A 12,898-nucleotide genomic window follows, 5' to 3' on the forward strand; every position below is an offset into this window, starting at 1 on the left:
TGGTCCTGACTCGACGGCGACGGTCACGAGGGGCGGTCGTGTCTGAATTGTCGCCGTATCTTTATCATTTCTGAACCGAGTGTTCCCCCTCGCTCAGCTTCTGTCCAGGCCCGCATAGGCGACATTTCGGATATTTCGGAATTATTGGCTCAGTTCTTGTCTGGTTTCGTGCCGTCGGCAGCGATTCCTGACCGTAAGTGCCGGTCGATATCGTCCGTTCGGGCGACAACCACTGAGCATTTTCCCAGGCTCCAGACCGTCACATCGCCCCCAAACCGGCACTCACCGTTACATTCGCGCGACTTCGGTGTGGTATCGGGACGCCGACCACGGATACACTCCCGCCGTGAACCAACCTCGAGTCGTCGTCGCCGCGGCCATCTGCGCGGGCGACAAGGTCCTCGCGGCCGCCCGCGCCTACCCGCCCGAGCTCGCCGGCCTCTGGGAGTTCCCCGGCGGCAAGGTCGAACCCGACGAGACCGACGCCCAGGCCCTGCGGCGCGAGTGCCGCGAGGAGCTCGGCGTCGAGGTCGAGATCGGCGAGCGCGTCTGCGGCGACCTGGTCACCGGCGGCGGACGCTTCGTGGTGCGCGTCTACGAGGCCGCCCTGCGCGGCGGCGAACCCGAGGCGATCGAGCACCGCGATCTGCGCTGGCTCTCGGCGGCCGAGCTCGATGATGTGCCGTGGCTGCCCGGCAACCGGCCGGCGCTCGAGACGCTCCGCGAACGACTCGCCGACGGCTCCTAGAAGAACGTCCTGACCGCGTCGGTGATCCGCCCGTCCCGATCGACCACCGGGATGAGGGACCATTTGTCGAACGACGTGCACGGGTGCGACAGACCCAGCTCCACCGTCGCTCCCACGGCGAGGCCGCCGACGCGGCCGGTGAGGAACAGGTGCTGGTCGCTGATCTGGGAGCAGGAGGCCTCCGGCAGGTGCAGCGGCACCGGCAGGTCCTGGTCGAACGGGACGTCCCGCCGCCCGGCGTCGAGGATCGCCAGCGACGGCTCGGGACGCGAGAGCACCCTCGCCCGGGCGGTGAGGGCCGGCCGCAGCTCCGGGCCCGAGCCTCCCCTGCGGAAAGGCGCGATGCGGGCGTAGAAGCCGTGGTCGTGGATCAGGTACGAGCCGGCGCGCAGGACCACCTCGGCGTGCGCCGACAGCGGCGCGAGGACGGCGGCGACGCGGTCGTAGTAGGCGCTGCCCCCGGCGGTGAGCACGGGCCGTTCCACATCGAATTCCAAGGCCCCGAACAGTGCCGCCATGCCGCGGAGGTAGTCGTCGACGGCCTCGAGCGAGGCCGGGTCGGTCCGGCCGGTCACGGCGCCTTCGTAGCCGGCCACGCCGGCCAGGAGCAGGTTCGGCGCGGCGCGGACCGCCTCGGCGACCGCCAGCGCCTCCGTTTCGCCGCGCGCTCCCGCCCTGCCGCCGGGCACGCCGAGTTCCACGGCGACCTCGACCGGCGCCGTCGCCGCTCGCGCGAGGATTTCGACGACGTCGACCGAGTCGGCGAAGACGGTGATCCTGGCGCCTTCGGCGGCCCACTCGGACAGCCACGTCGCGGCGGCGCGGCCGGCGATCTCGTTGGCGACGATGACCCGCTCGACTCCGCAGGCCCGCGCGACGCGCGCCTGCGGCAGGTTCGCCACGGTGATCCCCACGGCCCCGGCCTCGAGCTGGCGCCGCCACAGCTGCGGCGCCATGGTGGCCTTGCCGTGCGGGGCGAGCGCCAGGCCGGCCTCGCGGCACCAGGCGGCCATGGCGGTCGCGTTGTGGTCGAGCGCTTCGGCCGAGAGCGTCACGACGGGTGTGTCGAGGTCCGCTTCGTGCGGGTCGGCGTCGAGCCATTCGTCGAGGCTCTTGCCGTGTGCGGCGGTCGGCGCGGCCTTGAAGCGCCAGTCCAGTGTCTCCTCGCGCAAGGTGCGGAGCCGTCGTGCGTCCATCGGTCGCTCCTAAATATGAAGGTATATTAACTATATGACAGCGAAGACCGCGATCCAGACCCCCGCCGCCCCCGCACCCGCCCACGCCTTCCCCCAAGGCGTCCGCAAAGGACCCCTCCTCCAGGTCTCCGGCCAAGGCCCGGTCGACCCGGCGACCGGCGCTTACGTCCACCTCGGCGACGTACGGGCCCAGACCGTCCGCACCCTGGAGAACGTCGAAGCGATCCTCACCGCCGGCGGCGCGAGCCTCGACGACGTGATCATGCTCCGCGTCTACCTCGCCGACCGCGGCGACTTCGCGGCCATGAACGAGGCCTACGCCGAGTTCGTCGCCGCCCGCACCGGCGAGGGGATACCGTTGCCGTGCCGCACCACCGTCGTCTGCACCCTTCCGCGCGAGGAAATGCTGGTGGAGATCGACGCGCTGGCGAGCGTTGCATGAGCTGATCCGCCGAGCAAGAGGGACGAGGCATGGCTGAACTGGACGTCGTCATCCGCGGCGCCGAGGTGGTCGACGGCACCGGAGCGGCCCGGTTCCGGGCCGACGTGGCTGTCGCGGACGGCAGGATCGCCGTCGTGGCCGACGGCGAACGGCTCGACGCCGACCGGGTGATCGACGCCGGCGGCCTGGTGTGCGCGCCCGGGTTCATCGACATGCACGCCCATTCCGAGCTCGCCGTCCTGACCGACTCCGAGCACCTGGCCAAGCTCGGCCAGGGCTGCACGCTCGAGGTCCTCGGCCAGGACGGCCTCAGCTACGCCCCGGTCGACGAGACGACGGCGCCGCAGATCTGGGACGCCATCGCCGCCTGGAACGGGCGGCCCGAGGGCCTGGAGTTCTCGTGGCGCGGCGTCGGCGACTACCTCGACCGCGTCGACCGCGGCACTCCGACCAACGTCGCCTATCTCGTGCCCCACGGCACGGTCCGGATGCTGGCGATGGGCTGGGACGACCGGCCGCCGACCGCCGATGAGCTCGACGCGATGCGCGCGGCCGTCGCGGCCGGACTCGAAGAGGGCGCGGTCGGTCTCTCCGCCGGGCTGAGCTACACCCCCGGCATGTACGCCGACACCGCCGAACTGGTCGCACTGTGCGAAGTGGTCGCCCGGTACGGCGGCTACTTCAGTCCGCACCAGCGCAGTTACGGCGCCGGCGCGCTCGAGGGCTACGCGGAGATGATCGAGATCAGCCGCGCCTCGGGCTGCGCGCTGCATCTGGCCCACGCCACCATGAACTTCGACGTCAACGCCGGGCGCGCGAGCGAGCTGCTGAAGCTCGTCGACGAGGGCCTGGCCGAGGGCCTCGACATCGGACTGGACACCTACCCGTACCTGCCGGGCATGACGATGCTCGCCGCGCTGCTGCCGAGCTGGTCGGTCGAGGGCGGCTACGGTGCGCTGTCCGAGCGGCTGGCCGACCCCGCGACCCGCGCCCGGATCGTCCACGAGCTCGACGAGGTCGGCACCGACGGCGCCAACGGCGTCCCGGTCGACTGGCGGCGCATCGAGATCGCCGGCGTCGCCCGGCCCGGCCTGCGCGACCTGGTCGGCAAGACCGTGGCCGAGGCGGCCGGCGAGGCCGCGTCCCCTCCGGCCGAGTTCTACCTCGACGTGCTCACCGCCGACGACTTCGGCGCGAGTTGCCTGATGCACGTCGGCGACGAGGACAACGTCCGCCTGATCATGCGGCACCGCACGCACACCGGGTCCACCGACGGCGTCCTGCACGGCGAGCGGATCCATCCGCGGGCGTGGGGCAGCTTCGCCCGCTACCTCGGCCACTACTGCCGCGAACTCGGACTGTTCTCTTTGGAGGAGATCGTCAACCACCTCACCGGCCGCCCGGCCGCCCGGCTCGGACTGTCCGATCGGGGCACGGTCGCCCCCGGCAAGGCCGCCGACCTGGTGCTGTTCGACCCCGAGACGGTCGAGGACACCGCGACGTTCGCCGAGCCGAGGCGCCAGGCCGCCGGGATGCCCTACGTCCTGGTCAACGGCCGCCTGGCGATCGAGGGCGGCCGCCGCACCGACGCTCTGGCGGGCCGCTCGGTGCGCCGCCGGTGACCGTCTGAGACGAAGGATCGATATCGCCGACCGCTCCGCCGGTCAGATGTCGAAGCCGCCGAAGTCGCCGCCGAGGTCGCCCCCGAAGTCCCCGCCCATGTCACCGGAGTCCTCCATGCCGGCCTCGGTGCCGCCGGCGTCGGCGCCCGCGTCACCGCCGGTGTCGCCGTAGCCGCCCTCGACCATGCCGCCGGCGTAGGCCGGAGCCAGCATCGCGTCGAAGATCATCATGCCCACCAGCGCACCGCCGACGCCGGCCAAGGCCGGCTTCCACCACGGCGTGTTGTACCAACCGGCCGGCACCGGACGTCCGTCCACATTGCCGCCGGGATAGTAGTGACGGTTCTCCTCGTCGGGGCGGGGCGAGCCGGTGTAGCTGCGGCCCTCGACCTCCGCGGAGACCGGCTCCTTGAGCGCCCCGGCGCGGGCCTGGCCCGGCAGGAGCGGCACGTCCGGGCCGGGGTCGATGTCCATGGCCTCGCGGGCGGCGCGGACGTAGTGCAGCCCTTCGACGGCCGTCTCGGCGACCAGCCGGTACTGCCGGACGGTCGCGGCCGACTCCAGCTGCGATCCGGCCGCGGTGTAGCGTTCGCCCGCGTCGGCGAGCGCCTGCCCGGCAGCGGGATTGTCGCCGGGGGCGGAGAGGTTCATGGTCTGGCCGCCGAGTCGCTCGTAGAGGCGCCTCGCCTCGGCCTCGGCGTCGGCCAGCTCGCGCTCGGCGCGCCGCTTGTTCGAGTAGACAACGACGCCGATGACCAGGATCGCGATCACTAGCAAGGTCAACCACAGTTCCATGAGGCGAGCCTACCCGGGTGCGGAGCCTTAGACTGGCCGCTATGACCTGGGTCCTATTGGCGGCGGTGTGCCTGGCCGCCGGCGGTGTCGGCGGCTGGTTCGCCGGCCGCTCCAAGCAGGCCGCGGAACTGGCGGCGGCGACCGCCCGCCTCGAGGCGGCCTCCGACAACGAGCAGCGGCTGGAGGCCACGCTCAAATCGGTCGCCTACGAGGCCACCGACCACTCGCGACAAGCCGTCGGAGAAGTGCTCGCGCCGCTGGCGGACACCTTGGCGCGCTATGAGAACCGGCTCGGCGACGTCGAGCGGGCCCGCCTGGACGCCTACGCGCAGTTGCGGATCCAGCTCTCGGGTGTCGCCGACATCTCCGAGGCGCTGCGCGATCAGACCGGGCGGCTGCTCACCGCGCTGCGTTCGCCGCAAGTGCGGGGCCAGTGGGGCGAGGTGCAGCTGCGGCGCATCGTGGAGGCGGCCGGGATGGTCGAGCACTGCGACTTCTCGCAGCAGCAGACCGGCTCGGTCGACGGCAAGGCGGTGCGGCCGGACATGGTGGTGCGGCTGTCGGGCGGCCGGACGATCGTGGTCGACGCCAAGGCGCCGCTCCAGGCCTACCTGCAGGCGCTCGAGGCCGACGACGAGGACGAGCGCGAGCGGTCGCTGCGCACTCACGCCAAGCAGCTGCGGCGGCATGTGGAGTCCTTGGCGGCCAAGGAGTACTGGCGGGCCTTCGAGGACACGCCCGAGATGGTGGTGCTGTTCGTCCCCGCCGACGCCTTCCTCGACGGGGCGCTGCGCAGCGATCCGGTGCTGCTGGAGGACGCATTCTCCCGCGGCGTGGTCGTCACCTCTCCTGCGACGCTGATGGTGCTGCTGCGGACCGTCGCCCACACCTGGCGGCAGGAGGCGCTGGCCCGGCACGCCAAGGAGGTCCACAAGCTCGGCCGCGAGCTGCACGAGCGGCTGGGAACGGTGGCGTCGCACTTCGCCAAGCTGGGGACGTCGCTGGAGGCTGCGGTCGGGTCCTACAACGCCGCCGTGGCGAGCGTGGAGTCGCGGCTGCTGGTGACCGCGCGGCGGTTCAACGAACTGGAGGTGGCCTCCGACGAGCCCGAGCCGATCGCGCCGGTGGTCACGCCGGCGCGGAGACCGACGTGGGACACCGAGCGGGAGGCCGCGGGCGAGCGCTGAAGGGCGCTATTCGACGCCGGCGGCCCGCATGTCGCGGACCAGTTCGCGCGGCAGCTGGAAGGTGATCTTCTCGACCACCGGCTCGACCTCTTGGACGTCGGCGAAGCCGCGCTCGGCCAGGTGCTTGAGGACGTCCTCGACGAGGTTGTCCGGCACCGAGGCTCCCGACGAGACGCCGACCGTGTCCGCGCCGTCCAGCCAGGACTCCTGGATCTCGTGGGCGAAGTCGATCAGGTGCCCGGCGCGGGCGCCGTGCTGGACGGCGACCTCCACCAGGCGCTTGGAGTTCGACGAGTTCTGGGACCCGACCACGATCACCACGTCGCAGTCGGCGGCGATGTCCTTGATGACCTGCTGGCGGTTCTGGGTCGCGTAGCAGATGTCGTCGCTCGGCGGGTCCTGCAGCATCGGCAGCCGCTTCTTGAGGCGGTCGACCGTCTCCATGGTCTCGTCGACCGACAGCGTCGTCTGCGACAGCCACACGACCTTCTCGGGGTCGCGAACCCGAACGTCCTCGGCCGAGTCGGGGCCGTCGACGAGCTGGATGTGCTCGGGCGCCTCGCCCGAGGTGCCGATGACCTCTTCGTGGCCGTCGTGGCCGATGAGCAGGATGTCGTAGTCCTCGCGCGCGAAGCGGCGGGCCTCGTTGTGGACCTTCGTCACCAGCGGGCAGGTCGCGTCGATGGCCTTGAGGTTCCGATCGGCGGCCTGCTCGTGGACCTCCGGGGCCACGCCGTGGGCCGAGAAGACCACCACCGAGTCCGGCGGCACCTCCTCGTTCTCCTCGACGAAGACCGCGCCGCGGTCCTGGAGCGTCTCGACCACGTGGCGGTTGTGCACGATCTCCTTGCGCACGTACACCGGAGCGCCGTAGAGCTCCAGTGCCTTCTCTACGGTCTCCACTGCCCGGTCCACGCCCGCGCAGTATCCGCGCGGCTTGGCCAGCAACACTCGCTTCGGGTTAGCCACGCGTCGATGGTAACCGGGATCCCGGCGATGTCACAGGTGGCGGTTAGTCTGGCGACGTGACCGACGCAGCGCCACGCACCGGACCGGACGCGCCCATGAGCGCCGACAATCCCTGGCCGCTGAGGGTGGTCTCCAAGAAGATCGGCGACTGGGTCGCGCGCCTCGGCGAGGTGTGGACCGAGGGCCAGATCACCGAGATCAACCGCCGCGGCCGCACCGTCTACCTCACGCTTCGCGACACCGCCGCCGAAGTGTCGATGCGGGTCGTGGACTTCTCGGGCGCCGCCGCGTCCGCCGAGCCGCCGCTGCACGACGGCGCACAGGTCGTCGTACGCGCCCAGGCCCAGTGGTGGGACAAGAACGGGACGCTCTCGCTGCACCTGCGCGAGATCCGGCAGGTCGGGCTCGGAGAGCTGCTGGCGCGACTGGAGCGGCTCAAGAAGCTCCTGGCCGCCGAAGGCCTCTTCGCGGCCGAACGCAAACGACCGCTGCCGTTCCTGCCCCGCCGGATCGGCCTGATCTGCGGCCGCAGGTCCGACGCGATGCGCGACGTGCTCAAGAACGCCCGCGCCAGGCTCCCGGCCGCGGACTTCGACGTCCGCGAAGTCGCCGTCCAGGGCCCGCGCGCGGTCACCGAGGTGTGCGCGGCGCTGGCCGAACTCGACGCCGACCCGGACGTGGAGGTCATCATCGTCGCCCGCGGCGGCGGCTCGATGGAGGACCTGCTGCCGTTCTCCGACGAGACGCTGTGCCGGGCCGTGGCCGAGACCGCCACCCCGGTGATCTCGGCGATCGGCCACGAACCGGACACGCCGCTGCTCGACTACGTCGCCGACTGGCGCGCCTCCACCCCCACCGAGGCCGGCAAGAAGGTCGTCCCGGACCTCGCCGAAGAGCAGCGCGGCCTCAACATCAGCCTCACGCGCCTGCGCCAGGCGCTGAACGCCATGCTCACCCGCGAGCGCGACGCGCTGGAGGCGATGCGCGCGCGGCCGGTCCTGGCCAGGCCCGAGACCATGCTCGAGGCTCGAGCCGAGGCGGTCGAGAACCTCACGCACCGGATGCGCTCATGCGTCCGGTCCCGCCTCGAGCGATCGATCGACGACCAGGAGCACCTGCGGGCGCGGCTGCGGTCGCTCTCCCCGCAATCCACACTCGACCGCGGCTATGCGATCGTGGCCGACCGGGACACCGGGGACATCCTCCGCGACGCCGCCGACGCCGGCGAGCGCCTCCGAATCAGGCTGGCCGCCGGAGCCCTGCAGGCGACGGTCACCGAGAAAGAAGAGAGCTGATGAGCGACGAGAAGCTGTCCTACGAAGAAGCCCGCGCCGAACTGGTCGCCACGGTCGAACGGCTCGAAGCCGGCGGCGCGACCTTGGAGGAGTCGCTGCGGCTGTGGGAACGGGGCGAGGCCCTGGCCGACCTGTGCCAGTCCCACCTCGAAGGCGCCCGCGAACGCCTGGAGGCCCGCACCGCCGGCGAAGCGGACACCGAAGCATAATCCTATATAATATAGGATATATCCTGTAGGATATGGGCGTCGCGGTCAGAGACTCGCCGCCACTCCCTCGGCGAGCTCCCCCAGCTCATCGACTCCGTCCGGCTCGGCAGTGAGGATCACGGTCGAACCGGCGGCCTCGGCCACCCAGCCCTCGCCGTCGCCGAAGTCGAACACGGCCCACGCGATCCCACCGGCCTCCACCGACTCCCCGGCCCCGGCGAACGCCTCGTCGACCGCCTCCGGCTCACCGGTCGTCTGCACCAGCTGCAGGCCGTCGCCCTCAGGCGAGTACCAGCCCGTCCGCAGCGTCACCGTCTCCTCGGTCGTCGCCAGCGCGCTCGAGATCGGCCTCCACTCCTCCGACAGCTCCGGGCGCACCACCACCAGCCCCAGACTCTCGGCGGCCGCGTAATCCTCGGCGGGGTTCACGACGCTGACGTCACGGTCGCCCGAGGCCCAGTTCCACGCCCCGTAGAAGAGCGCCAACGGCACCAGCAGCACCGCCATCGAAAGCGCCATGTCGCGCAGGCGACGCTGCTTGGGGCGACGCTGCGGCGCGCCCGTAACCTTGACGTCATCGCTGGACATGACCACCATGTTGAACGACCCCCCGCAGCGGCCACGCGGCACCCCACCCGCAGGTGGCGCAGCCGTCGCACCCGCACCCGCCTCGCCGTTGTCCACAGGCCGCGCCGGACGGTCGCGTATCCGCTTGCAATACCCTCCCCTTGGCGAGTCCGAGCCGCAATCCGGCACGAAAACTCCATAAGCCCGACCCCGACCGGAAGGAGTCCCCGTTGATTCTCGTGGCAGGCGAGAACGTGATCGACCTCGTGCCCGCGCCGGGCGGGCAACTGCGCCCCACGTGCGGCGGCGGGCCCGCCAACATCGCCGTCGCGCTGGCCAAACGCGGGGTCTCCACCGCTCTGGTGGGCGCAGTGGGCGGCGACCACTTCGGCCGACAGGTGTGGCGGCGGCACGTCGCGACCGGCGTCAAACGCGACTACCTCGAACGCACCGAACTGCCCTCGACGCTCGCGCTGGCGGTCGTCGACGAGGAGGGCCGGGCCGACTTCGACTTCTGGACCACCGGCACGGCCGACTTCGACTGGAGCCGCAAGACGCTGCCGACCCCCGAGCCCTCGAAGGTCGACGTCATCCACTTCGGATCCCTCGCGGCCTACATCCAGCCGGCCGCCCGGGCCATCGAGGACTGGGTCAACCGCGCCCGCAAGTCCGTCCCGGTCTCGTTCGACCCGAACATCAGGCTCAGCGCCATCGGCGACGCCGACGAGGCCCGCCGCAGAACCGAGCGCCTGGTCGGGCTCTCGAACCTGGTTCGGGTCTCCGAGACCGACCTGGCGCAGATCTACCCCGACACCGACGTCGACAAGGTCGCGTACGAATGGCTGGAGCTCGGCGCCGAGCTCGTCGTCGTGACCCTCGGCGACGCCGGGTCGGTCGCGTTCCACCGCAAGCACGTCACCGAAATGGCGGCGACGCAGGTCCAGGTCGTCGACACCATCGGCGCGGGCGACTCGTTCACCTCCGGACTGCTCGGCTGGCTGACTTCCGCGGGCTGGATGCGGCTCGACCGCCTCGGCGCCTGGGGCAACCGGACGGTGATCGCCGCGGCACTGCGCTACGCCGGACAGGTCGCCGCCCAGGCCTGTTCCGTTCCCGGCGCCCCGTAGATCCCTTGCCGGCCGCCGATGCGGGCATAAGATCACGATGTGTCGGAACCGGAACTGAGACTGTGCCTCGACGATGAGGACCTGGCCGCGGCGTTGCGTTTCGACGCGAAGCGGGGCCTGACCTCGGACCCGAAGCACCTGCCGATGCGGCTGCACTACGACGGCCGCGGAGCGGCGCTGTTCGCGGAGCTGACGCGCACCCCCGAGTACTACCCGACCCGGTGCGAGCGCGAGATCCTCACCTCCCGGGCCGACGACATCGCCGCAGCCGTCACCGGCACGGCGGCGACCGAACGCGTCTCGGTCATCGAACTCGGCGCCGGCGCGGCCGAGAAGATCCGAGTCATGCTCGACGCCCTCGTCCGCGACGACCGCCTCGAATCGTTCTGGCCCTTCGACGTCGACGCGACCACCGTCGAGGACGTCCTCTCCCGCCTCGCGGCCCAGTACCCCGGCATCCGATTCGGCGGCATCGTCGGCGACTTCACCGTCGACCTCGACCAGCTCCCCGACGAGCACCGCACCCGCCTCGTCGCCTTCCTCGGCGGCACGTTCGGCAACTTCAACACCATGGAACGCGGTCGATTCCTCCAGGACCTGCGAGAGGCCCTGCGTCCCGGCGACCGGTTCATGGTCGGCGCGGACTTGATCAAAGACCCGGAGACGATCCTCGCCGCCTACAACGACGCCGCCGGAGCCACCGCGGCGTTCAACCGCAACGTACTGCAGGTGCTCAACGACCGGCTCGGCGCCGACTTCCGACTCGACCGATTCGAGCACGTCGCGACCTGGGACGCCGACACGGCGACGATCGAACTGCGACTGCGGGCGCTCGAACCGATGTCGGTGCACCTGCCCACGATCGGCCTCGAGGTCGACTTCGCGGCGGGCGAGGAGCTCCACACCGGCATCTCGACCAGGTTCGACCCCGCCGGACTCGAAGCCGAACTCTCCGCGGCCGGATTCAGACCCGAGCACCGCTGGAGCGACGAACGCGGCTGCTTCGGACTCTTTCTCGCCCGCGCGACCTGAACGCGCCGACCGATATCCCCGGTCGGCCACTGAGCACCGGCCACGAATCCTAGGCTGATCGGCATGGGAGAAATCGTGCTGATCCGCCACGGCGAGACCACCTGGTCGCGCACCGGGCAACACACCTCCACCACCGACCTCGACCTCACCGACGACGGCGTCGCGCAGACGACCGCGCTCGTGCCGCTGCTCGCCTCCTGGTCGTTCGCGGCCGTCTGGTCGAGCCCACGCAAGCGTGCACTGCGCACGGCCGAGATCGCCGGCCTCGAGGTGGACGACGTCAAGCCCGAGCTGGCCGAGTGGGCGTACGGCGACTACGAGGGCCTGACCAGCGAGCGGATCCACGAGACGGACCCGGACTGGTCGGTGTGGACCATCGGCGGCAAGGGTCCCGAAGGAGAGACGGCCGAGCAGGTCGAGACCCGCATCGACAGAGTCCTCGCCGAGGCGGAGGAACGCCTCGGCGAAGGCGACGTCGCCCTGGTCGCGCACGGGCACAGCCTGCGCGTGGCCGCCGCGCGCTGGCTGGGCCGCCCGGCCGTCGACGGTCGTGAATTCACGCTCGACACCGCTTCGGTCGGCGCGCTCGGGTACGAACACGGTCGCCATGCGGTCGCCCGCTGGAATCTCACCGCGTCCGTCGCCTATCCCGATTGAATCGCCGGGCCGCGGCGTTCACCGCTCGAAGGCGCACGTGAACCGGTCGGTACTCGGCTCGGCACGCGCTCAGCCGGGCGAGTGAATCTCATCCTTGCTCGGGAGGTCGCCGCAACATCCCCATTGACGATTGAAAGTTCAACTGTCAATATTGTCGGCGACCCGAGCAATCGCTTGCGGATTCCGGATTCAGACCCACGGGAGTCCGAACCCATCAGGCGGGGCCCGCCACTCGGCTCCCGCCGACATCACCGAACAGAAACCCCCGCGCCGTCGCCGGCCCCACCACAGCCGGCGCTCGCACCGGGCCACAACGCCGTGCGCCCGAATCGACTCGCGCACCCGTCGACACCCAGGCGGCACTGCGTGCCCGGCGCCGTCCGATGTCATCCGGCATCAATCAAGGAACGCAGCATGGACTACCTCATCAATTTCGACAGCGCCACCTCTCCGGCCGAGCTCAAGGCCGCCGTCGTCGACCAATGGGGTCTGCACCCCTCGACCGTGTTCGCCGGAGCCGACTTCGAACTCGACACCTACAGCGGGCCCGAGCTGGACGTCATCATCCAGTCCGGCGTCGCCGCCGCCTCGGCGTTCGACACCGAGCTCCAAGCCGGCATCGACTTCGCCATGCAATGCGACTACGCCAGCGAGCTGGCCGTGGCGACCGAACTGTGCCTGGCGCTGGGGACTCGCGCGGTCATCAGCGCCGGGAGCCTCATGGCCACCCGATGCGTCCTCATCACCGAGGACGGCTGGAACGGCAGCGTGGTCCTCGACGCCGAAGAGCTCGCGCGCGGCGTCATGTCGGTGGAGTACGCACTGCAGCCGGTGCCGGCCGTGCCCCACCTCCCGGTCAGGAACTCACCGTCGTGGGACCTGGGATGGTTCGACCATCGCAGCCTCCCGGCCCTGGAGTTCATCCCGCGGCAGCGCCGCTGGGACAGCTGAGAAGTGCCAGATCGAGGCGGAATGCTCCAGTCGCCACGCCGGCCACCGGCCGATGTGGCGGGCGCGTCGGGTGAGCAGGAGGCCGACGGCGTTCCCGGTCG

14 protein-coding genes are annotated in these 12,898 nt (G+C 70.9%); 10 read left to right on the top strand and 4 right to left on the bottom strand.

Annotation, left to right across the window (positions count from 1 at the left end):
- The first annotated feature begins 346 nt into the window (after positions 1–346).
- Positions 347–748, top strand: a complete 402-nt coding sequence (locus ACYVL2_RS01165) for a (deoxy)nucleoside triphosphate pyrophosphohydrolase (RefSeq protein WP_460539318.1) — start codon at positions 347–349, stop codon at positions 746–748.
- Here the strand turns inward: ACYVL2_RS01165 and ACYVL2_RS01170 are convergent.
- Complete coding sequence (locus ACYVL2_RS01170) at positions 745–1,944, bottom strand: type III PLP-dependent enzyme domain-containing protein (RefSeq protein WP_460539321.1); 1,200 nt, start codon at positions 1,942–1,944, stop codon at positions 745–747. The two genes, ACYVL2_RS01165 and ACYVL2_RS01170, sit on opposite strands and share 4 nt — an antisense overlap.
- Positions 1,945–1,978: 34 nt before the next feature.
- Here ACYVL2_RS01170 and ACYVL2_RS01175 point away from each other — a divergent pair, with 34 nt between their 5' ends.
- Positions 1,979–2,386: a RidA family protein gene (locus tag ACYVL2_RS01175; protein ID WP_460539323.1), complete on the top strand. Its 408-nt coding sequence runs from the start codon at positions 1,979–1,981 to the stop codon at positions 2,384–2,386.
- A 38-nt stretch (positions 2,387–2,424) separates the two neighbouring features.
- A complete protein-coding gene (locus ACYVL2_RS01180; RefSeq protein ID WP_460539595.1) occupies positions 2,425–4,008 on the top strand; it encodes an N-acyl-D-amino-acid deacylase family protein in 1,584 nt (527 codons plus the stop codon).
- A 42-nt stretch (positions 4,009–4,050) separates the two neighbouring features.
- Here the strand turns inward: ACYVL2_RS01180 and ACYVL2_RS01185 are convergent, their stop codons facing one another.
- A complete protein-coding gene (locus ACYVL2_RS01185) occupies positions 4,051–4,803 on the bottom strand; it encodes a hypothetical protein (protein WP_460539326.1) in 753 nt (250 codons plus the stop codon).
- A gap of 41 nt (positions 4,804–4,844) precedes the next feature.
- On the opposite strand from ACYVL2_RS01185, the gene ACYVL2_RS01190 reads away from it, so the two are divergent.
- A complete protein-coding gene (locus ACYVL2_RS01190; protein ID WP_460539328.1) occupies positions 4,845–5,990 on the top strand; it encodes a DNA recombination protein RmuC in 1,146 nt (381 codons plus the stop codon).
- Between the two features lie 6 nt (positions 5,991–5,996).
- On the opposite strand, the gene ACYVL2_RS01195 is transcribed toward ACYVL2_RS01190, so the two are convergent.
- The gene (locus ACYVL2_RS01195; protein ID WP_460539331.1) at positions 5,997–6,959 is read right to left on the bottom strand and encodes a 4-hydroxy-3-methylbut-2-enyl diphosphate reductase; all 963 of its coding nucleotides are present in this window, start codon (positions 6,957–6,959) and stop codon (positions 5,997–5,999) included.
- Positions 6,960–7,015: 56 nt separating this feature from the next.
- Here ACYVL2_RS01195 and xseA point away from each other — a divergent pair, with 56 nt between their 5' ends.
- Together xseA and ACYVL2_RS01205 are read left to right on the top strand one after the other, a co-directional pair.
- Positions 7,016–8,254 carry an exodeoxyribonuclease VII large subunit gene (gene xseA / locus ACYVL2_RS01200; protein WP_460539333.1) on the top strand — a complete coding sequence of 413 codons (1,239 nt, stop codon included), beginning with the start codon at positions 7,016–7,018 and terminating at the stop codon, positions 8,252–8,254.
- Positions 8,254–8,463, top strand: a complete 210-nt coding sequence (locus ACYVL2_RS01205; protein WP_460539335.1) for an exodeoxyribonuclease VII small subunit — start codon at positions 8,254–8,256, stop codon at positions 8,461–8,463. Before xseA ends, ACYVL2_RS01205 begins: the two co-directional genes overlap by 1 nt.
- Before the next feature lie 45 nt (positions 8,464–8,508).
- Here ACYVL2_RS01205 and ACYVL2_RS01210 read toward each other — a convergent pair whose 3' ends face one another.
- Entirely contained in the window at positions 8,509–9,051 is a 543-nt protein-coding gene (locus ACYVL2_RS01210) for a DUF4245 family protein (RefSeq protein ID WP_460539337.1), read from the bottom strand.
- Positions 9,052–9,269: 218 nt separating this feature from the next.
- On the opposite strand from ACYVL2_RS01210, the gene ACYVL2_RS01215 reads away from it, so the two are divergent.
- The 4 genes from ACYVL2_RS01215 to ACYVL2_RS01230 all read left to right on the top strand — a co-directional run bounded on the left by ACYVL2_RS01215 (position 9,270) and on the right by ACYVL2_RS01230 (position 12,797).
- Positions 9,270–10,157, top strand: a complete 888-nt coding sequence (locus ACYVL2_RS01215) for a carbohydrate kinase family protein (RefSeq protein WP_460539597.1) — start codon at positions 9,270–9,272, stop codon at positions 10,155–10,157.
- 39 nt (positions 10,158–10,196) lie between these two features.
- The gene (gene egtD, locus ACYVL2_RS01220; protein WP_460539339.1) at positions 10,197–11,189 is read left to right on the top strand and encodes an L-histidine N(alpha)-methyltransferase; all 993 of its coding nucleotides are present in this window, start codon (positions 10,197–10,199) and stop codon (positions 11,187–11,189) included.
- Positions 11,190–11,252: 63 nt separating this feature from the next.
- Positions 11,253–11,846 (top strand): histidine phosphatase family protein, encoded by a 594-nt coding sequence (locus tag ACYVL2_RS01225; RefSeq protein ID WP_460539341.1) that lies wholly within the window; start codon positions 11,253–11,255, stop codon positions 11,844–11,846.
- Between the two features lie 414 nt (positions 11,847–12,260).
- Positions 12,261–12,797, top strand: coding sequence for a hypothetical protein (locus ACYVL2_RS01230; RefSeq protein ID WP_460539344.1), 537 nt, complete (start codon positions 12,261–12,263; stop codon positions 12,795–12,797).
- The last annotated feature ends 101 nt before the right edge of the window (positions 12,798–12,898 follow it).

The organism is Glycomyces halotolerans (assembly GCF_054779575.1).